This is a genomic window from Ktedonobacter robiniae (assembly GCF_016587375.1).
Classification (GTDB): Bacteria; Chloroflexota; Ktedonobacteria; order Ktedonobacterales; family Ktedonobacteraceae; genus Ktedonobacter; species Ktedonobacter robiniae.
Map to the genome: position 1 here is coordinate 2,641,580 of NZ_BNJG01000001.1, position 19,004 is coordinate 2,660,583.

Below are 19,004 nucleotides of genomic sequence, written 5' to 3' on the forward strand. Positions count from 1 at the left end.
GGATGATTAGCGTCTTCCTTTAGTGATGAGGTGTGGGATCTACTCCTGGCTTTCCATTGCCTGTATTTTGATTGCCTGATCCATGATCGTGCGTATTGTTCCCATTGCCGTTGTTTCCCGAGCCTTTGTTATTAGACCCTGGTGTATTGGCCTTGCCATTCCCGTTATCGGGAGATGCCGTGGTGATCATAATTGTTCCCGTGCGTACTAGCGTAGCGTCCGGGTTGGATAAGTATATAGTCTTGATCGATCGTTCAGTTCTCCACTCGACGAGGAACACATACGTGCCCTGTTGTATGCTTCCCGTCGCATTGACGGGTTGATTATTGATCCAGAGCCGTGCTCCTGACTGAAAATGTGTTCCAGAAAGTATAATTGTTACCTGACCATGAGATGATGGCGAGAGAATAACCGTGGCGCTTTGTAGATGGGTGACCTGTTCGCCCAGGTGCTCCAGTGCCTCGGTTGTTGCTAGTTGCGCTGTTGTTTTCAGTGCAGGTAATAGATTGCGAAGTGTCTGGCGAACATTGGTTTGAGTCGTCGCGAGTTCTTGAGACAAAAGGGTGTGATCTTTGCCTGGTGGAATGGCGCCAACGGATTGTGTAGCTGTGGTGAGCTGCTGTTCAAGCTCTGTGAGTTCGTTAAGATAAACATCCTGTTGCGAGGCGGCTGCCGCGCTTTTCAAGGCCGTCAGGTGATCTCGCACAATGCGCAGATGTAGTTCGGCTTGATCTGCTGGTGAGTTTATGAGCGTCATTTGTACTTGCTGGATCCAACTCTTGACGCCATAAAGAGGGGTGTTGGGTGTAGCTGTCTGGGCGGCGAGCGCGACTCCTGCCGTTCCTAGCACAAGGCAGAGCAATATTGCAGCCAGAGCCAGGGGTGTGCTGAGTGGCTGGAGAAAGCGGAACTGCCACCAGAAACCAGCGGGACGTTTTTGCTGGCTTGTATATGCATGTGCGCGCAGGCGTGTCTCTAAACGACGTGCGAACTCAGGATCTGGCTGAATGGCGGGATGTGTGCGTACGCGCTGGGCCAGCTTGACCAGTTCGTCAACCTCAGTCTCTTGACCGAAGAAGACAGGAGGTGGCATGAATCCAGGTGCCTTGGCTAAGTGTCCTTTATACATGTGCTCCTCTAGACGCGTATTGAGGAGTTCTGATAGTGGTTTCATTTTTATCTCTCCTGTTTCTGCGATGTGCGTCGCGAGATTGGTCTGGCACGTCTGGATTTCTGCTTTACAGGTTTCGTGGGATGAAGGAGGCGCTGGAGACTCTGGAGCGCGCGGAACTGTAGCGCTTTGATTGCATTCTCTTTCTTGCCAAGCATTCTGGCAACCGTGGCGACATCATAGCCAAGCAGTAAACGACTAACAAGCACCTGCCGTTGCTCCTCAGTCAGTGCATTCATCGCCTGAACCACACTTTGCCATTCATCCCGTATTTCAGCGATATGAGCTGGATCATCATCGGCATAGTGTGTCGCCAATATATCTTCTTCGCTTGTTGGCCGTATTGGGGTCAAAGATACTAGTAGTGGTTGCTTCTCCCGGCCACGGTAGTAGCCAGCGACAGTTAACTGCGCAATGCGTAGGAGCCAGGCCGCAAAGCCAGACTCATCATTGGTCCTGACCTTATGGATGCCTTCCACCATCTTTAAGAAGACTTCAGAGGTAAGATCTTCTGCCAGAGAACGCTCAGGCATTCGGGTTGCTATATAGCCAAATATGCCAGGAAGAAATTGACGATAGAGCGCGCCAAGCGCCTCACCATCTCCTTGCCTTGCCTGGTTGAGGAGGTGATCAAATGGATGAGGATGTTCTTGTTGAGGCAAGGGCTCACTCTCCGATGGCCGGGGCCAGGAAAACATATATAATCCTCTCAACTCCACAAAATAATAGTTGTGTTGTCTCCTCTTAATTAGTTGTATTTTTCTTCTTTCTAGTTACGGCATCATAAGCCGAACTTTTAGGGATGCCGATTACATTTCATCACCAGGGCCGTAACCAAACTCAAGTAAAAGACAACTATAGTAACGAGAGATGCGAGACAGTACGCATACTCAATGGCAATACGTAAAGGCCTTATTCTTTCTTAGCATTTGCTCGAGATAAGCGCATTTGAAGAGACAGAGCGGGGGGAACTCTCCTCGTAAAATGTTGCCTATCTTTCCCCATAAAAGATTATTTATGAAGGGGAATGTTCGTATATGAGTCTCGGAAGCACGATTGTAACAGCCATCAAAGGAAAAATTGTTGTCACGGCACTGGTTAGCCTGGCCGTCGTTGGTGGTGGTACTGCGGCGTTAGCAGCCAGCCCAGCGGGACAGAATTTTGCCAAATCCATTGCCACTCCTGCGCATACCGCTACACCTGACAAGCAGGATGGCAAAGACCAGAATGCTAAGAATGGTGCTACTCAGGACAAGCAGTCGAACGATCACAAAAATGACTGTCCTGGACTCGCAGAAGCGCAGAACCTGGCCAAGAAGTTTTCGCTGAGCACCGATAGCAAGGGCACGACTATCCAACTTATCTGCTCGTTGCATGATGGTACATATAAAGGCCTCGATCATCCCCTCGGGTTTGGCGAGATCGAAGATCTGCTAACCTACGCTTGGTACCTGGCGGGACATGACAAGAGCGCTACAAACGCGAAGCTCACGGACGAGACACTGAGCAACTATGTCGCGAACGCCTTGAAAACCTGCAATAACGGCTCTATTGCTGCCTGTGTGAAGGCGAGCATGTCAGCTACTCAGGGCAAAGACGGAAACAACAATGGTAGCAGCAATGGCACTGACCATAGCAAGAGTGGAACTACGGGGAAACCAACAATAACTCCAACTCCCCATCACTAGTGGTGTAAGGCCCACTGATTTTGTATCCCCCTATCAGCCGTTCGCGGCTGGTAGGGGGATATTTTTTGTGCAAATGAGGGTTAACTTGCTTGCCAGGTGCTTGCGGGGAGAAAGTAGAACTCAAAGGTGCAGAGCTCTTCAAAGCCGAGACGGCGATAGATGGGAAGCCCCATCTTTGATGATTGCAGGGTGGCGTAGCGGTAGCCCCTGGCGTAGGCGCTACGTAGGGTGGCCAGCGTTACAGCTCGTCCGATACCGCGTCCCCGTTCCTCGGGCAGAGTGCAGACGTTATAGATTCCAGCCAGGCCCCCGCCGGGACTAAGCAGTGAGGTGCCAACCACGCGCCCCTCGTGTAGCGCACAGTAGGGGCGATAGTGCTCCGATTGGCGATAGCCCTGGCGCTGTAATATATCGAGCAAGAGGGTTGTGACAAAGGACGGGAAACTGCTTCCCTCCGAGAGGGTATATATCCATTGCTCCATCTCAGTGGCATTTTCCACCACTTTGATCGTGATCCCCACTGGTGGAGCTTCGTCGAGAGGGAGGTTCCGTAGATCAACGGCCATGCCGGGCAGGCGTTCATCCAGTGCCAGTCCGTGCTTGAGCAGATGTTTTCCCAGATTGTCTGGCGTCGTCGAGGGAAAGGTTAGCCACGCCATCGGCAGATCTCGCTCACGAAAAGGCGCCAGCAGGCGTTCAATCTGGGCGTCCAGACCCTCGGTCGAGAGTTGGGCGCGGATGATGCCATTAAACATAGAGAGCTGGGTTCCAGAGAGAAACCAATCAACCTCTGGTGTAGAGTGGATCTGGCAGCCGAGCACGCGGCCCCAGAGGGCCACGGTCTCCTGAACATTTGCCTCCATGGCACGCACGAGGTCTTCGCGCGTGCCAGAGCCAGATGTAAAGATTTGCGCCATTTAACGCACCTCTTCGGGTTGAGGCGTGGTTGCCTGGTCTATCTCATCCAGAACCGAAGCATGTACCTCCACAAAGCCCTCGCCCGGCTTATAGTCTGGCGATTGGTGGCGGAAGTAGGTATTGTACAGGTGAGCGTAGTGCCCCCCCTGGCGCATCAGGTGCTCATGGTTGCCTTCTTCGACGATGCGACCACGGTTGAGCACGATAATACGGTCGGCCTGTTTGATGGTCGAGAGCCGGTGTGCGATCAGGATAGCGGTGCGGTCCTCGAGGAGAAGGTCCAGGCCCTCCTGAATCTGAGACTCCGTCAGGGGATCAACGCTGGCGGTGGCCTCGTCGAGGATCAGGATGGCGGGATCTTGCAAGAGCACGCGTGCCAGGGCCACAAGCTGACGCTGGCCCATGGAGAGCGCCTTGCCCTCTTCGCCGACCTGCGTCTCCAATCCCTCGGGTAGCGCTTCAATCCAATCACCATCGCCAATCTGGCGCGCTATCTGGAGCACCTCGGCGTCGCTGGCCTCAGGCCGCGCGTAGCGAATGTTCTCCGCGACAGTGCCTGAGAAGAGGAAGGGCACCTGGGGCACGATGCCCAGGCGGCGGCGATAATCGTGCAGATCGAAGCTGCGAATATCACGCTTATCGATAAGCAACTTGCCACCCTGGTACTCATAGAAGCGCGCCACCAGCTTGGCGATGCTGGATTTGCCCGCGCCAGTGTGGCCGACGAAGGCGACCGTCTCGCCAGCCTGGATCTTCAGGTTAAAGTCAGGCAGTACCGTCTGGCGGTCATCATAGCTAAAGAACATGTCCTGGAACTCGATCTCGCCTTTAAGGGCTGGCACCATTTCGTTACCCGTCTGGTGTACGCGAGGCTCAGCGTCGAGCAGAGCGAAGACACGCTCGCTGGCGGAGAGGCCAAGCTGAAACTGGCTCCAGAAAGAGGCGATGCTGGTCACCGGGAACCAGAGCGAGGCGATACCCTGTACAAAGAGAAACCAGTCGCCAGCAGTGATACTGTGGTTGAGGACGTTATGCCCACCAAAGTAGATCACCAGGGTTGAACCCAGGTTTGCGATAGCGACCAGGACAGGGAAGACCCCGTTATAGAGGATGCCAGAACGAACATCGACGTGAAAGGCCTGGGTGTTGACCTCCTTGAACTCGTTGTACATATTCTGTTCCTGGCGGAAGTTCTTGGCGACGATGATGCCGCTGACTGCCTCCTGGACATTCGAGTTCACGCGTCCCATGGAGCGCTGTGAGCGCTGGGTCGCTGTGCGCGCCAGGTAGCGGAAGCCCAGCGCCACCAGCATGATCGCGGGCAGAATCGTAAAGGCGATCAACGCAAGCTGCCAGTTGCGGAAGAAGAGGATGATCGCGATCAGGATGAAGAGCAAGAACTGGCTGAGCAGGTTGACGGTCAGGGTCACCACCGTGGCAAATTTATCCGTATCGGAGGTGACGCGGCTGACGATCTTGCCCGACGAGAACTCGTCGAAGAACGACATATCGCGATCCATCACCGCGTTAAAGGCGTCCTTGCGTAGTTGCAGCACGACATCTCCAACCGCGATGGCGGTGAGCCATTGGCGCAGCATATTGAAGACCCAGGAGAGGACGCCCGAAACCAGGAGTAGCGCCGCCAGCCAGATCGCTGTTTGCATTGCCTTATTCGATACCAGGGTATCGATACCATTGGAGACAAGTAGAGGGAAGGCGGTGTCCATTAGAGTCTTGAGCACGACCAGAATGCTGACAACGACCACCACTCCCAACTTTGGTTTAAAGTAGCCTGCGATGCGCTTGATAAGCTGACCATCGGTATATGTTCGATCATAGGCCTCGGCGTCCAGGCCATCCATAAGAAAACCCATTGTTCGCTCTCTTTCCTCTCACTTCTTATGCGGAAACCAACGTCGCTCACGCGACTAGCGCTTCCCCCATTCGGGGACAAGCGCGCTCAGGTCTCCGAAGAGGCACTTAACTATTCGCCACTGGCCAGAACAGCCTCCGGCGCCGCTACGTTCTCATAGTGTGAGAAGATGCGTTGGTAGGTGCGGCAGCGCTGCATCAACTCCTCGTGTGTACCCTGATCGATGACCTCGCCATTGCGCACAACGAGCACTTTATCCGCCCAGCGAATCTGTGAGATACGATGGGTGATAAGGAGGGTGGTGCGATTCTGGAGTACACGCTTGATCGCCTTCTGAATCTCATCCTCAGTGGCGCTATCGATGGCGCTGGTTGAGTCGTCGAGGATGAGGATACGTGGATCCGTGAGGAGGGCGCGCGCGATCGCCAGGCGCTGGCGCTGGCCGCCTGAAAGCATGACGCCACGTTCGCCAATAACGGTCTCGTATCCCTCTTTAAAGCTCATGATAAAGTCATGGGCCTGGGCATCTCTGGCCGCCTGCTTGATAGTGCTGGCATCGGCTTGTTGCCCCATGCCATAGGCGATATTGTCGGCAATTGAGCGCGAGAAGAGGAAGATGTCTTGCTCAATGGTCGAGATCTGTGAGCGAAGCGCATCCATATTCCAATCGCGAACATCCTGCCCATCAATAAGCACACGTCCACTGCTGACATCATAGATGCGGTTGACTAGCTTGGTGATGGTGCTTTTGCCCGAGCCGGTCTGGCCCACAATGGCGATGGTCTGTCCGGCTTTGGCCTGGAAGGAGACATTCTTCAGGATGGGTGTCTCGCCATAGCCGAAGGAGACGTTCTCGAAGACGATATTGCCCTGGATCTCGGCCTTGTAGCCATCCTCGTTCTCGTCGATCTCTGTCTCTTCTTTCATCATATCGAGGACACGCCGTGAGCCCGCGACCCCCAGTTGGACCAGGGTAAAGCTCCAGGTCGACATATCGGTGACGAAGCGCAGGTTCGTGGCCAGGCCAATGAACGTGACCAGTTGACCAACGCTGATCTGGTGTTGCAGGAGCAGGAACAGGCCATGCAGGAAACAGAAGGCCAGCGCGATACCCAGCAGAAGCGTTGGCAGGTACTGACCCTGGATGATGCCGTTCTTGACGAAGAAGTCGCGATAGCGAGAGGCATTCTTTGTGAACTTCTCTTTCTCTTGCTCCTCCTGCGAGGTGGCTTTGATGACCTCGATGCCGGTAACCGCTTCGTTTAGGATGGCGTTGGTCACGCCAAACTGCTCGCGCATCTCTCGCGAGACGGGGTTGAGGCGCCGTGAATAGAGTCGCAATGTTAGCAGAAAGACCACCAGGTAGAGTAGTGGCACCAGCAAGAGCTGGATATTCAAGATGCCGATAAAGATCATGATTGCCAACAGGCTTGAGAAGGAGTCGTAGATGATATCGAAGCCAGGCGAAACCATGTCGCTGATCTGCGACATATCATTGGTTGCACGCGCCATGATATCACCGACGCGCTGTCGATTATGGAACGACTGGCTCTTGCCTAAGAGACTGACATAGAGCTCCTCGCGTGCATCACGGGCGAGGCTCTTGGCAATGATCTCAATCATGAAGCGTGCGCCAAAATCGATCAGGCCACAGCAAATGACCAGGGCCAACATCTTGAGCGCGATAATGCCAACCTGTGCGCCATCTCCCTTGAGGACAGCATCAAAGGCATTACCGGTCAGCACACGGGTCCCCGAGAAGGCAAAGTTGGTGATTAGGGCCAGCACCATATACAGCAAGACGCGAAATTTATAGCGGAACAAATGCGAGATAATCCAGCGCGCAGGGCTGGCGCGGTTAAATGTATATTCATTAGAGACGGTAAACTCGCGTTTGGACAAGGGGTACCTCCGACGAGCTAGGATAAAAACAGACTACAAATACTGCCTCTTAGGAAACCTGAGCGCGGAGCGCTAGCCACCCCCATTCGGGGGCACGGCGGTCTGGCGTTGGTTTCCGCATGAGATCTTGCTTCTTATGCGGTCGTACATTGAAGTACACAGATGAGAATGAGGTATAGGCATGTATATGTCTATAAATACACGCGGCATCTCCCTTCCACACAAAACAACCTACAAAGGATGTCTTCCTTCTATCTATATATTCTCCTGGTCACAGATATACGCTGATGAGTATACCATGAAGCACTGCTTGCTTGTCTATGCCCTATTGGACAGTTTCTCTCAACATATCGCCTTCATAGTATAATCCGGAAAACCTGCCACCTTCTGTCAGGTAAGCTATGTATCTAATAGCGCGCCTCACAAAGCCAGTACACCCTCATTCTTTTTCCTCCTGTTTCTTTTTGTCGTGCCTCAAACTGGTAAGACGGTAGGTGACGCTGCGGTCCGACGCGGGCTAAAGCCCGCGTCGGGCTTTATTCTTGCCACCTTCTGTCAGGAATATAGGGTAATATAGAGATGGGCAAATGTTTTGACGAAGCCTGATGGCTTTGTTTGAAGGAGGAGTAGTATGCGTGCTGAGCGCTTGATCTCGATTTTAATGTTGTTGCAGACGCGGCGGCATGTAACGGCGCGCGAGCTTGCAGAGCGTTTGGAGGTCTCGGAGCGTACTGTCTATCGCGATGTTGAGGCTCTGAGCGCGGCAGGCATCCCGATCTATACCGAGCGTGGTCCAGGAGGCGGCTGTAAGTTGACGGATGGCTATCGAAGCAATCTGACAGGACTCAATGAGAATGAACTACGCTCGCTGCTGGTCCCTGGCTTTAGTCCAGCACTTCCAGAGGGGAAGGGCGAGAAGGCGCGAGACGCCGCACTGCTAAAGGTGCTGGCCGCCTTACCTGCTGTGCAACGACGAAGCATCGAGCATGCACGCGAGCGGCTCTTCTTTGATCCACTACCCTGGTTTGTGGGTGAGGCCACTACGCCATTTCTCCCTCTGCTACGTGAGGCAGTCTGGCATGATCGCTATGTGCGCCTCTTTTATCATAAACCCAGTGCCGAGGTCGTCGAACGCCTGGTAGAGCCGCTGGGGCTCGTCTCCAAGGCAGGGATCTGGTATCTGGTGGGACGTAACAAGCAGCAGATGCGCGTCTATCGCCTCTCGCGTGTGCGAGATGTAGTGGTGCAGGAGGAGACATTTGAGCGACCGCTCGATTTTGACCTGGAGCGCTACTGGACGGAGTGGAGTGCAAACTTCCAGGAGAGTATCGCTACCTATAGTGTGACAGTGCGTGTCGCGCCAGAGTTTCTACCAATCTTGCCTATGATCATGGGCGAGTCGGTGCGTCAATTGATTCGTGAGGCGGGATCCGGCGATGAAGAGGGGCGCATCACGCTGACTCTGCGCTTCGAATCCAAAGAGACGACTTGTAGCTTTATTCTGGGCTTTATCTACCGGCAAGAGGTAACTCCTGGCTCCTCGACCTTTGTACCAGGCATAGAGATTCTGGACCCACCAGAGATGCGCCAGGCGGTGCTAGAATGCGCCCGCAAGATCGTAGCCCTCTACAATGTCGAATAAAATGGCAAACTGCATTGTTTGTGAGAGAGGGGACGCGGTACTATGGCGTGATAGAGTGTCCTGTGCATTTGACGTGAGAAGGCCCGCGGTTTATAATCTTGCGGATAGCATTCCTTTTTCTTTGCGTGAGCTTATGTACGACGCTCTCTACCATTCGTACAGCTTTTATAGCGTTTTTCGTAGAGCCAGCACAGGTTCTCTCCCAATCGAGCGAAGATGTAGCAGGAGTAATAAATTTTCTTCCCCCACAGGTTTCGAGGTTAAACAATGCCAAAACTATATGGATGGGTGCGTGAGGTAGTGCCCGAGAGCCCGGCTGACCACGCAGGGTTGCAGCCAGGCGATCTCATAAAAACAATCAATGGTCATCTTATTCGCGATCTCGTCGACTATCGTTTCTATGTGGCCGAGGAAGAGCTGCTCATTGGTTACGAGCGCCAGCAAGATGAGCGCTCAGTAGCGGTTGCCAAGCGTGCGGATGAGAATCTGGGTGTTCTCTTCGGTGAAGAGCCGGCCCCTTTTATTCGCCAGTGCGCCAACAAGTGTGTATTTTGTTTTATTAAGGGGCTGCCTGAGCGTTTCGCGCCTCAGCCGGGTCTCGAACATGGAATGCGCTCTTCGCTCTATATCAAGGATGACGACTACCGCTATTCCTTCCTCTTTGGAAACTTCATCACGCTCACCAATCTGAAAGAGCTTGACTGGCAGCGCCTGGACGAGCAGAAGCTCACGCCGCTCTACGTCTCGGTGCACTGCACCAATCCCGAACTACGGCGCAAAATGGTCGACGGCCCGCGCGCGGGCGAGATCATTGAGCATATCAAGCGTTTGGGCGATATGGGGCTGACCTGTCATACTCAGCTCGTGCTGTGCCCCCCCATTAACGATGGCGAGGAGCTGGAGCGCAGCATTCAGGAGCTGACCGCGCTGCGCCCAATTGTGGAATCCATTTCAGCGGTGCCAGTGGGCCTGACCAAATATAATAATATGATTCAGCCAACCGGCGATCTACCGGCGTTGCGCCCCTACACACGCGAGGAGGCGGAGGTGGTGATTGACCAGGTGGAGGCGCATCAGCGGCGCTTTGCCGCGGAGAATTCCGATGGCGATCCCTTTGTCTTTCTCTCGGATGAGTGGTACTACATTACGGGCCGCGAGTTCCCGCCCAGCGAGCACTATGGCCTCTTCTCACAGATTGAGAATGGCGTTGGCATGACCCGCTTCCTGATAGAGCAGTGGAACCGTACCAGGCGTCGGTTGCCCGTTGAGATGCCCGAGCCGCGTCCCAGGCGTATTACCCTTGTAACCGGTACAATGGCGCAGCCCGTGATCGAGAGCTTCGCGCAGGATATTCGTGAGCAGGTACAAGGCATCGAGGTAAACGTCGTTCCCGTCATCAACCAATTCTTTGGCGCCCAGGTAACGGTCGCTGGCCTGCTATGCGGCCAGGATGTGCTGGAGACGCTTAAGGCTCAGGATGACCTCGGTGACCTGGTCTTGCTATCGCGCGTCATGCTGGACAACGATGGTACGCGCTTCCTGGACGATATCACGGTCGAGGAATTTAAAGCCCAATTGCCCGCACGCGTAGAATTTGTGCGCAATGCTCAGGAGACGGTTGAGGCCATTCGTACGCTAGCTGGTCTGCCCGCCGCGACGCGCGGCCGCCAACTGGTACGCCTACAATCTCGCTTATAGAGGAATGAATAAAGTCGTAAAGGCACGCAACATCATGCACCGCGCTAGCACGGTGCATGATGTTGCGTGCCTTTACGACTTCAGGCTATCAGATCAGAGCCGTCATACTGTGGGCTATTGACACGCCGGGAGACCTCGCGTGCCTGCATCGCCTCGGGGTCACATGGCTTGAGAAGCGGTAGTAAGATATTTGCATCATGCAAGCCTGGATCGAGCCATATCTCGCGTGCATCTGGCGGGAGAATCACTGGCATGCGCTCATGGATTGGCGCGACTAGATCATTGGCATGAGTGGTGATAATCGTACAGGTGCGCAACACTTCCCCATCAGCAGTCTTCCAGCTATCCCACAGGCCCGCGAAGGCGAATGGCTCATGCCCTTTGAGTGTGATGTACATTGGGACCTTGCCGCCATCGACCTTCTGCCACTCATAGAAGCCATCGGCGGGAATAAGGCAGCGCCGTGAGTTGAGGAGGCGCTTAAAGCTTGGCTTCTCCGCCAGCGTCTCGGCGCGGGCATTGATCATGCGTGAACCAATGCTCGCATCTTTCGCCCATGAAGGGATTAGCCCCCAGCGTAGCAGGTCCAGGTGCGGCTCGCCGTCGTTCAAGACAGCCACGACATCCTGGGTTGGCGCGACATTATAACGCGGACCAGCTTGCAGAGATTTAGGCACTGCCACGTTGAACGCACGCGCCACGGCATTGCTATCAATTGTTAGAGTAAAACGACCACACATAAAGTATCCTCTTTCTTTCTCCCAAAGGGAAAGTTCTCTACTTCCTAGTGTATATATCTTAATTCTTTTTGTCTTATTCTTTTTGCGGGCGTTGCAGATGGTGATGAACGGAGAGGGAAGAGATCAACATCGACGAGTGAGAAGAGGATCAGGCCGCCTGGGTAGCGGGAAGAAGTAAGTTTGAAACCGCTTTTTTTTCTTGCGTAATAAAAATCTTTTTTTCTTTTGCAGAGAGGGGAGAGGCGAAACCGTTTTTTTTGTTGGACCTCTCGGCTGGCTTTATATATGTGTGAATTATAGCGTTTTTTTCTTGTGCCTGCTCTGGGTTCTGGCTATTTGTTGAATTATTAGAAAATGAGACTTTTTTTTGAGCGTTTCGCGCCCTGTCAAGAGACGGAATTGCTTTTTTTTGTTGGAGTGGGAGCCATGAGCCATCATGATGCTGGAGCGAGAGTCGAGACGCAGGTTGCGTATGCCTGCCCCTGGCGCTTTTTTTTGTTTGGCGAGTGGTTCTCGCTGAGGCATGCAGGCTTTCAGCAGAGCCATTATGAGCTTGATTAGTTGCTACCTCGTCGTTCTTCAGCAGGGTATAGCCCCATTCACCCAGGACAAGCGGGAGATGGCGTGCCTCGTAGGGCGCGAGGTGCAGTGAACGCGCATAGAGCGGCATCTCTTCTTCCATCCCCTGACAGTATGCCTGCCAGTAGTCTTCCAGATTGAAGTCCTGGGGATAGGTGAAAGGAAGATCCAGTATCTCAATACCTTGAAGGTTTGCTACGCCTAATACTGTCACTTCTGGCCTGTCCGCGAACTCCCCGATCAGGAACCAGGCGCCTGCCTTGGCGACAAGGCCATAGGGGGCCATGATATGTTCGCGATGTGTTCCGTTGGCGATACCGTAGCAGACAAAAAGTTGCTGCTCGTGATAAAGGGCTTCTCGGATCAGGGGCAAATGTTGTTCACCATGCCGCTCGCTGGCGAACCAGGCTTTATGATCCAGGTGAACGCGTTGGCGTGCCTGTTCGGCCTGTTCGCGCCTGGATTCCGGGAGTGCGGTGAGTAGTTTGAGCATGGCTTCATTGAGGGGTTGCTCCAGGCCCAGGTCAGCGACAGACTTGCCATCGAGAGCGGTAAAGAGAGCCTGGATTTCCGCGGGCGCGAGACCAGTCAGGTTGGTCTGGTAGCCACCAAGCAGCTCGCAGCCACCACCGTGTCCGCGCTCGGTATACACCGGGATGCCCGCGATGCCCAGCGCTTCCAGGTCGCGATAGATGGTGCGTTCCGAGACCTCCAGGCGCTCCGCCAAATCTCGCGCCGTCATACGCCCCCTGGTTTGAAGTAGCATCAGGATCGTGAGTAAGCGATCCGCGCGCATAAAAATAGACCTCCATGTGTTTCTACTATGGTTGGTCAAACAGTATAACAAGTATACCATGCAAAATGGCAAGTTTCCATAGTAAGAAGAGTGGTGTGATGTGTAGGCGGAGCCCACACATCACACCACTCTTCTTACTTGTTCTCCCTGCAAAGCGCTTAGAGCGAGCTATTGAGTGTGCAGGGCGTTTGCGTTGAGATGTAGAGATTGGCCCAGTGGTCGCCAACGGGAAGGCCCTGTGCGGTAGGGGAGAGGCCCTCAACGCAGGGTTTGACGACTGTGGGGTTATAGGCCTGGTAGATTGGGAGCCAGGCTACCTCGTCTACCAGAATCTGTTCGGCTTGCTGATATTGTTTAATGCGTTCCGCATTGTCAATGTTACCATCAGCCTGTTGCATCAGGTCAATTGCCTGCTGCTGGCGTGAGGCACTTTTTACCTGGGTGTTCAGGCCAAAGTTTTCGCTATTGTAGGACGAGTTCTTATCGAAGAGCAGGGTTAACCAGTTCTGTGGATCTGGATAGTCCGAGCCCCAGCGAATAAACCACATCTGCATGCCATTGGGATTGCCGTGAGTCTCATCGTTGCGTTTGAGGAGCGAGGGATAATCCATGCCCTCAAGTTTGATAGAGATGCCCAGAACCTCTTGCCACGTCTGCTGGGCCGCTGTAAGCATATTACGATCATCTACAGGCCAGGCCGCATTGTAGTAGAGCGAGATGGTAGGGAAGTTTTTGACACTCAAGCCCTCTTCTTGCAGCCCCTCATTAAACAACTGCTTCGCCTTGGTGCGATCACCTTTAAGCGAGGTAACTCCTGCTGGCCCCGCCAGGTCTGGGTTATAGCTCGGGATGCCGCTGGGAACGATATGATTGGTCGGAATGACATTGTCTTTATAGATGCTATGCGCAATCTGTTCCTTATTCAAAGCCAGCGCCAGGGCCTGTCTCACCTTGATATTATTAAAGGGCTTGCTGTAGTAGTTCATGGTGAGGTAGTAGATGGATTGGGCTGGGACCGCGTGATACTGCTTGTCGGGAAGTTGACGCGCGCTTTCGACATTGGCCGAGGAGACATTCCCCCAGCTAACCTGCCCAGCCTGGTAGGCCCGGTAAACAGTGTCATTGCTCTGATAGAAGGGCATGACGACCTTCTTTAGTTGAACCTTAGAACCGTAGTAGTTCGGGTTAGGAGTAAACTCAAGGCCTCGGCCCTTGATATATTTAGAGTTGATAAAGGGGCCTGCACCTGCTCCCTCGCTTAGATGATCCGTCCATTGATCCCCATATTTGTCGATTACCTTCTTGTTAACCACAAATGAGCTAATATAGGCAAGCGTATAGAGGAAATAGACCGCTCTCTTCTCAGTAACAATCTTTACCGTCGAGGGGTCGGGAGCAAAGAGCCCAACGTTGATCAGTGTGGGAATTTTTCCTGAATTGAAGTCTGCTCCGCCTTTGATCAGATTGAGGTAGATGGGGGCAGTCGTAGATTTGGTTTTGGGGTCGAGCGCGCGATTAATACTGTAGAGTACATCCTGCGCGGTAAGAGGGGAACCATCGCTGAATTTGAGATTTGGTCTTAGTTTAAATGTCCAGGTCAAACCATCATTAGCGACGCTATAGGATTCGGCCAGCTGCTTGATGAGCTTTTGATTCTCGTCAACCTGTACCAGTCCTGTGAAGACCATGCCACTAGCGACCACAGAGGCGTTATCTTCGGCTGTGGCGGGATCAAACGTGGAAATATCTTTTCCTGAGATGGGGTAGACAAAGACTTGTTTATCGTCGGTAGCTTTCTGTGCAGAGCCACTTTGTGAGGTGCCTCCACACGCAGTCATCAGTATGGCGAGTAGACAGACGATAAGCCCTATGGTGCGCAAACAATCCTGGCGCAGCCACCGCGCTTGTTGGAGTCGCATCTTCAAACCTCCTTGTAGTAAACCAAGCTTGCACTATTGTAATAACTACGTTCAGGTTTTGAGCGATTCTCACATCAAATGGCACACAAACGAAAATAAAAAATCAAAATAAAAATAATGCGACAGAATGTGATACAAAACTGATCAATAATGTCTTATCTTGAACGAAAAAGGAGACTTGGGGAATGATTGACATTCCTCAAGTCTCCTGCTTTGTAGTGGAGCCTGGATCTTTAAGATTCGAAGAACTCGAAGACTGAGCGTGCCAGGACCTCAACGCCGACGGGGAGCGCGTCCTCGTCGAGATTGAAGCGTGGGTGGTGATGAGGAAAGTCCGAGCCTTTCTGGACATTGCCGGAGCCAACGATAAAGTAGCAACCAGGCACGGCATCGAGGAAGTGCGCCATGTCGTCGCTACCAGCGATCAAGATCGCTTCGCTTTCGTCGACGTTCTCGCTTCCCACGGCGCCAATAGCCGCCTGGCGCACAATCTTGGTGATTTCGGGATTATTGGTGCAAGGTGGACAGCCCTGGTTGGGCGTGACCTCGCAGGAGCCGCCCATAGCGCTGGCAATTCCCTGTGAAAGCTCGCTGATGCGCTTGAGCAGGTAGTCACGATGCTCCTTGCTATAGGAGCGCATAGTGCCTTCCATGATGGCATATTCCGGGATGATATTAGAGGCTGTCCCGGCTTTTAGCGTGCCAATGGTAATGACCGCGGGACTGAAGGGCGAGGTCTCGCGGCTAATCAGGGTTTGCAGAGCCGTAATGATATGCGCAGAGATGACGATGGGGTCGATTGTGCTTTCAGGCATTGCTGCGTGCCCACCCTTGCCTTTGACCGTAAAATTCAGCGTGTCCGCGCTGGCAAAAACGGTGCCGCTACGCACGCCAACTTTGCCAATGGACATATTGCTAATGAGGTGCAGGCCGATAACGGCATCGACGCCCTGCATTGTCCCCTCATCGACCATGGGTTTCGCGCCACCTATGCGCTCTTCGGCGGGCTGGAAAATAAACTTGACATTGCCCGTCAATTCGGCGCGACGCTTAGTGAGGATATCGGCGACAGCAAGTGCGATGGCGGTGTGCCCATCATGTCCGCAGGCGTGCATCTTGCCATCGGTCTGTGAGCGGTAGTCGACCTCGTTTAGCTCGTGGATAGGGAGGGCGTCGATATCGGCACGAATGGCGATGGTGCGAGCGTTCGCAGGAGCCGCTTCTCCGCGTAGCAGGCCGACGACGCCAGTCTTTGCTACGCCAGTCTGGACCTCAAGGCCCAAAGCTTGCAGGCGTTGCGCCACAATGCTCGAAGTGCGCACCTCCTCAAAGGCCAGTTCGGGATGCTCATGCAGATCGCGGCGCGTCGCGACCAGGTCTGGGATCAACTCATCAATTTCGGCTTTTAACATATCAATGGGGGATACGGACATGTTTCCTCCTTGTTGAATGCTGGCTATACAGGACGCTAGAACATGCTGGAGTTATGAGTGGAAGAGATATTTGGCTGTCTGCCACATACTACTCTAGCATAGTACCACATCAATGTATTTCTCTGGGGTGGGTGTTTGCCTCTAGAAGGCTGTGCTCTGATGGAAGGCTATATAGGCCAATGTGATGTGATTTAGAGCGGATTGGCTGTGGCAATGCAACACTTTCTCGGGTACAGTAGAAGTTATGTATTTGCATTTTCTGTTTTAAGACTGTGGCATCTGATTATTGTATGAAAAAGACGTTTATGTATCTGTTTGGGAAATCTGATGAGCAAAGTACAATTGACACGTTCTGAACCGGTTATTGCTCCTGCAGCGCAGAGCACTGCGCCTGCCTTGAGTTCGCGTGAGCGGCTGGGAGTGGGCCTGGCGCTGGTCGCGCTCTATATTATCTGGGGTTCGACCTATCTTGGAATGCGTATTGCTATTGAGAGCTTTCCGCCCTTTCTCATGGCGGGTATACGCTTTATCTGTGCTGGTCTCCTGTTGTACGCTTTTCTGCGTCTGCGTGGGCATGCTGCGCCTACCGGGAAACAGTGGGGTGGTGCGACCATTATTGGCGTGCTCATGCTGGTATGTAGCAATGGCATGGTCTCATTCGCGGAACAATGGGTGGCGACGGGAATCGTGGCTATTGCCCTGGCGGCGGTTCCACTCTATTCGGCGTTGATCTTTGGCCTTTTGGGGCGCTGGCCCTCACACTTCGAATGGTTGGGGCTGGGGCTGGGCTTTGTCGGCGTCATTATGCTGAACCTGGAGCATGGACTCTGGACCAATCCGCAGGGCGCCCTGGCGCTCTTGATTGCCCCTTTCTGCTGGTCACTGGGTTCCGCGCTCAGTTCACGATTTTCTATGGCTTCAGGTCTGATGGCTAGTGCGACCCAGATGCTAGGTGGAGGCGTGGCTCTTCTGCTGTTAGGTGTGGGGCTGGGTGAGCACATAAGCGGCTGGCCCTCGACTCGTTCGTGGCTGGCGATGCTCTACCTGGTCCTGATTGGCTCACTGGTGGGATATACCGCGTATGGCTATCTCCTGCGCAAGGTCCGGCCCGCCCTGGCGACGAGCTATGCCTATGTCAATCCAATTGTGGCGGTTGGCCTGGGCGCCCTGATGGCTGGTGAGCAGATTACACCCATTGGTATTATTGCCATGCTCATTATTCTTACAGGCGTGGCCCTGGTCTCACTACGCAAGCGTAGATAAGAGGGCGGTTTAGAGTAAAGGGTTGAGTAGCAGGTGGCCTCTGGTCAGCCTGCTACTCAACCCTTTAGTTTACTTACCCTTGTTGAAGCGGAAGTGAGCGATATCGCCGTCCTGGATCTCGTATTCGCGACCCTCCAGGCGCTGAACGCCCTTTTTGGTGGCCGCCGCGAAGGAGCCACACTCCATAAAGTCATTGAAGTGTGTGACCTCGGCGCGGATAAAGCCCTTCTCGATATCGGTATGGATCTTGCCCGCTGCTTCGGGTGCCTTCGCGCCCCGCGTCACAGTCCAGGCGCGTACCTCGTCCTCGCCAGCGGTCAGGAAGGTAATCAGGTTCAGCAGGCGGTAGCCGACCTGGATAACGCGATCCGCGCCAAGCTGGGGCAGACCCAGGGCCTCCAGGTACTCGTTGGACTCCTCCTCGGAGAGCTCAGAGAGCTCGGCCTCAAGCTTCGCCGAGACGGCAACGACCTGCGCGCCCTCTTCTTTGGCGCGTAAAGCTACCTGCGCAATGCCCTTCAACTCCTTCTGTACTGCCTCGGGATCGACGGCCTCGCCCTGCTCGATCTTTGCCAGGATCTCGTTGGCCGAACCAAGCATATCTTCGCTTGTGTTGAGCACATACATGCGTGGCTTGAGTGTTAGTAAGAAGAGTTCGTCGGTGACAACCTTATCCTGTGCGGAGATCTCAACCTCTCTCGCGAGCTTCAGTTCATTGAGGGCTTCCTGCAAGCGCAGGAGGAGATCTAGCTCTTGCTGATATTTCTTATCACCAGACTTGGCGGCCTTCTTTGTGCGCTCGATACGGCGCTCGACGGTTGAGAGGTCAGTCATGACCAGTTCCGCATTCAGGCTATCCAGGTCACGTATGGGATCGATAGTGCTGTACACATGGGGCACATTATCGTTGGCGAAGGTGCGCAGCACGATTGCCAGCGCATCGGCGTTACGAATATGGCCGAGGAATTCCGCGCTCAGCCCTTCCTTCTTCTCTTTGGCTGCTTGCGTAGCCTGGCCCATGCCTGCCACATCGACAAACTCGACCGTCGTATAGGTCTTCTTGCGAGGTTGAAAGATGTCAGAGAGGGAATCTACGCGTGTATCGGGCACCTGGACCACGGCGAGGTTCGCCTGTACGGTGCTGGTCGCGTAACCACTGACGGGTGCCCCAGCTTTCGTCAGGGTGTTAAATAGGGTGGTTTTGCCGCTTTGGGGTAAACCAATAATACCAATTGTGAGTGCCATAAATTATCCTTCTTTACTGCTACATCTGCCACCTGAAGAAGTCTTTGGGGAGATGGGAAAATCGCGCGTTTGTGTCTCTCTATTGTACTATCTTTGGCATGTGAATGGTATATTCCGGATAAAGGATAATAGTGTGA

General features: G+C 53.7%; 14 protein-coding genes. 4 read left to right on the top strand and 10 right to left on the bottom strand.

What is annotated here, in order from left to right; all coding sequences use genetic code 11:
• Window positions 1-19 precede the first annotated feature (19 nt).
• Together JMJ04_RS11135 and JMJ04_RS11140 are read right to left on the bottom strand one after the other, a co-directional pair.
• Window positions 20-1,174 (bottom strand): DUF5667 domain-containing protein, encoded by a 1,155-nt coding sequence (locus JMJ04_RS11135; RefSeq protein ID WP_201370557.1) that lies wholly within the window; start codon window positions 1,172-1,174, stop codon window positions 20-22.
• A 2-nt stretch (window positions 1,175-1,176) separates the two neighbouring features.
• The gene (locus JMJ04_RS11140) at window positions 1,177-1,833 is read right to left on the bottom strand and encodes an RNA polymerase sigma factor (RefSeq protein WP_236037987.1); all 657 of its coding nucleotides are present in this window, start codon (window positions 1,831-1,833) and stop codon (window positions 1,177-1,179) included.
• A gap of 375 nt (window positions 1,834-2,208) precedes the next feature.
• Here JMJ04_RS11140 and JMJ04_RS11145 point away from each other — a divergent pair, with 375 nt between their 5' ends.
• A complete protein-coding gene (locus tag JMJ04_RS11145; protein WP_201370559.1) occupies window positions 2,209-2,859 on the top strand; it encodes a hypothetical protein in 651 nt (216 codons plus the stop codon).
• Between the two features lie 80 nt (window positions 2,860-2,939).
• Here the strand turns inward: JMJ04_RS11145 and JMJ04_RS11150 are convergent, their stop codons facing one another.
• From JMJ04_RS11150 to JMJ04_RS11160, 3 genes are all read right to left on the bottom strand, one after another.
• Window positions 2,940-3,776, bottom strand: coding sequence for a GNAT family N-acetyltransferase (locus JMJ04_RS11150; RefSeq protein ID WP_201370560.1), 837 nt, complete (start codon window positions 3,774-3,776; stop codon window positions 2,940-2,942).
• Window positions 3,777-5,651 carry an ABC transporter ATP-binding protein gene (locus JMJ04_RS11155; RefSeq protein ID WP_201370561.1) on the bottom strand — a complete coding sequence of 625 codons (1,875 nt, stop codon included), beginning with the start codon at window positions 5,649-5,651 and terminating at the stop codon, window positions 3,777-3,779.
• A 110-nt stretch (window positions 5,652-5,761) separates the two neighbouring features.
• Window positions 5,762-7,552, bottom strand: a complete 1,791-nt coding sequence (locus tag JMJ04_RS11160; RefSeq protein WP_201370562.1) for an ABC transporter ATP-binding protein — start codon at window positions 7,550-7,552, stop codon at window positions 5,762-5,764.
• Window positions 7,553-8,183: 631 nt separating this feature from the next.
• Between JMJ04_RS11160 and JMJ04_RS11165 the strand changes: the two genes are divergently transcribed.
• Complete coding sequence (locus JMJ04_RS11165; protein ID WP_201370563.1) at window positions 8,184-9,194, top strand: helix-turn-helix transcriptional regulator; 1,011 nt, start codon at window positions 8,184-8,186, stop codon at window positions 9,192-9,194.
• Between the two features lie 267 nt (window positions 9,195-9,461).
• Window positions 9,462-10,892, top strand: coding sequence for a DUF512 domain-containing protein (locus tag JMJ04_RS11170; RefSeq protein WP_201370564.1), 1,431 nt, complete (start codon window positions 9,462-9,464; stop codon window positions 10,890-10,892).
• An 80-nt stretch (window positions 10,893-10,972) separates the two neighbouring features.
• Here the strand turns inward: JMJ04_RS11170 and JMJ04_RS11175 are convergent, their stop codons facing one another.
• From JMJ04_RS11175 to JMJ04_RS11190, 4 genes are all read right to left on the bottom strand, one after another.
• Complete coding sequence (locus JMJ04_RS11175) at window positions 10,973-11,632, bottom strand: SOS response-associated peptidase (protein ID WP_201370565.1); 660 nt, start codon at window positions 11,630-11,632, stop codon at window positions 10,973-10,975.
• Window positions 11,633-11,780: 148 nt separating this feature from the next.
• Window positions 11,781-13,007, bottom strand: coding sequence for a helix-turn-helix transcriptional regulator (locus JMJ04_RS11180; RefSeq protein ID WP_201370566.1), 1,227 nt, complete (start codon window positions 13,005-13,007; stop codon window positions 11,781-11,783).
• A gap of 158 nt (window positions 13,008-13,165) precedes the next feature.
• On the bottom strand, window positions 13,166-14,926 hold the full coding sequence (locus JMJ04_RS11185) for a peptide ABC transporter substrate-binding protein (RefSeq protein WP_201370567.1): 1,761 nt from the start codon (window positions 14,924-14,926) through the stop codon (window positions 13,166-13,168).
• A gap of 233 nt (window positions 14,927-15,159) precedes the next feature.
• Window positions 15,160-16,359, bottom strand: coding sequence for a M20 metallopeptidase family protein (locus tag JMJ04_RS11190; RefSeq protein WP_201370568.1), 1,200 nt, complete (start codon window positions 16,357-16,359; stop codon window positions 15,160-15,162).
• A 327-nt stretch (window positions 16,360-16,686) separates the two neighbouring features.
• On the opposite strand from JMJ04_RS11190, the gene yedA reads away from it, so the two are divergent.
• The gene (gene yedA / locus JMJ04_RS11195) at window positions 16,687-17,622 is read left to right on the top strand and encodes a drug/metabolite exporter YedA (RefSeq protein ID WP_201370569.1); all 936 of its coding nucleotides are present in this window, start codon (window positions 16,687-16,689) and stop codon (window positions 17,620-17,622) included.
• A 69-nt stretch (window positions 17,623-17,691) separates the two neighbouring features.
• Here yedA and ychF read toward each other — a convergent pair whose 3' ends face one another.
• On the bottom strand, window positions 17,692-18,867 hold the full coding sequence (gene ychF, locus JMJ04_RS11200) for a redox-regulated ATPase YchF (protein WP_201370570.1): 1,176 nt from the start codon (window positions 18,865-18,867) through the stop codon (window positions 17,692-17,694).
• Window positions 18,868-19,004: the final 137 nt, after the last annotated feature.

Coding starts and splice junctions, on each gene's coding strand:
- JMJ04_RS11135 (WP_201370557.1), bottom strand. CDS start 1,174: ATGAAACCACTATCAGAACTCCTCAATACGCGTCTAGAGGAGCACATG.
- JMJ04_RS11145 (WP_201370559.1), top strand. CDS start 2,209: ATGAGTCTCGGAAGCACGATTGTAACAGCCATCAAAGGAAAAATTGTT.
- JMJ04_RS11150 (WP_201370560.1), bottom strand. CDS start 3,776: ATGGCGCAAATCTTTACATCTGGCTCTGGCACGCGCGAAGACCTCGTG.
- JMJ04_RS11155 (WP_201370561.1), bottom strand. CDS start 5,651: ATGGGTTTTCTTATGGATGGCCTGGACGCCGAGGCCTATGATCGAACA.
- JMJ04_RS11165 (WP_201370563.1), top strand. CDS start 8,184: ATGCGTGCTGAGCGCTTGATCTCGATTTTAATGTTGTTGCAGACGCGG.
- JMJ04_RS11170 (WP_201370564.1), top strand. CDS start 9,462: ATGCCAAAACTATATGGATGGGTGCGTGAGGTAGTGCCCGAGAGCCCG.
- JMJ04_RS11175 (WP_201370565.1), bottom strand. CDS start 11,632: ATGTGTGGTCGTTTTACTCTAACAATTGATAGCAATGCCGTGGCGCGT.
- JMJ04_RS11180 (WP_201370566.1), bottom strand. CDS start 13,007: ATGCGCGCGGATCGCTTACTCACGATCCTGATGCTACTTCAAACCAGG.
- JMJ04_RS11185 (WP_201370567.1), bottom strand. CDS start 14,926: ATGCGACTCCAACAAGCGCGGTGGCTGCGCCAGGATTGTTTGCGCACC.
- JMJ04_RS11190 (WP_201370568.1), bottom strand. CDS start 16,359: ATGTCCGTATCCCCCATTGATATGTTAAAAGCCGAAATTGATGAGTTG.
- yedA (WP_201370569.1), top strand. CDS start 16,687: ATGAGCAAAGTACAATTGACACGTTCTGAACCGGTTATTGCTCCTGCA.
- ychF (WP_201370570.1), bottom strand. CDS start 18,867: ATGGCACTCACAATTGGTATTATTGGTTTACCCCAAAGCGGCAAAACC.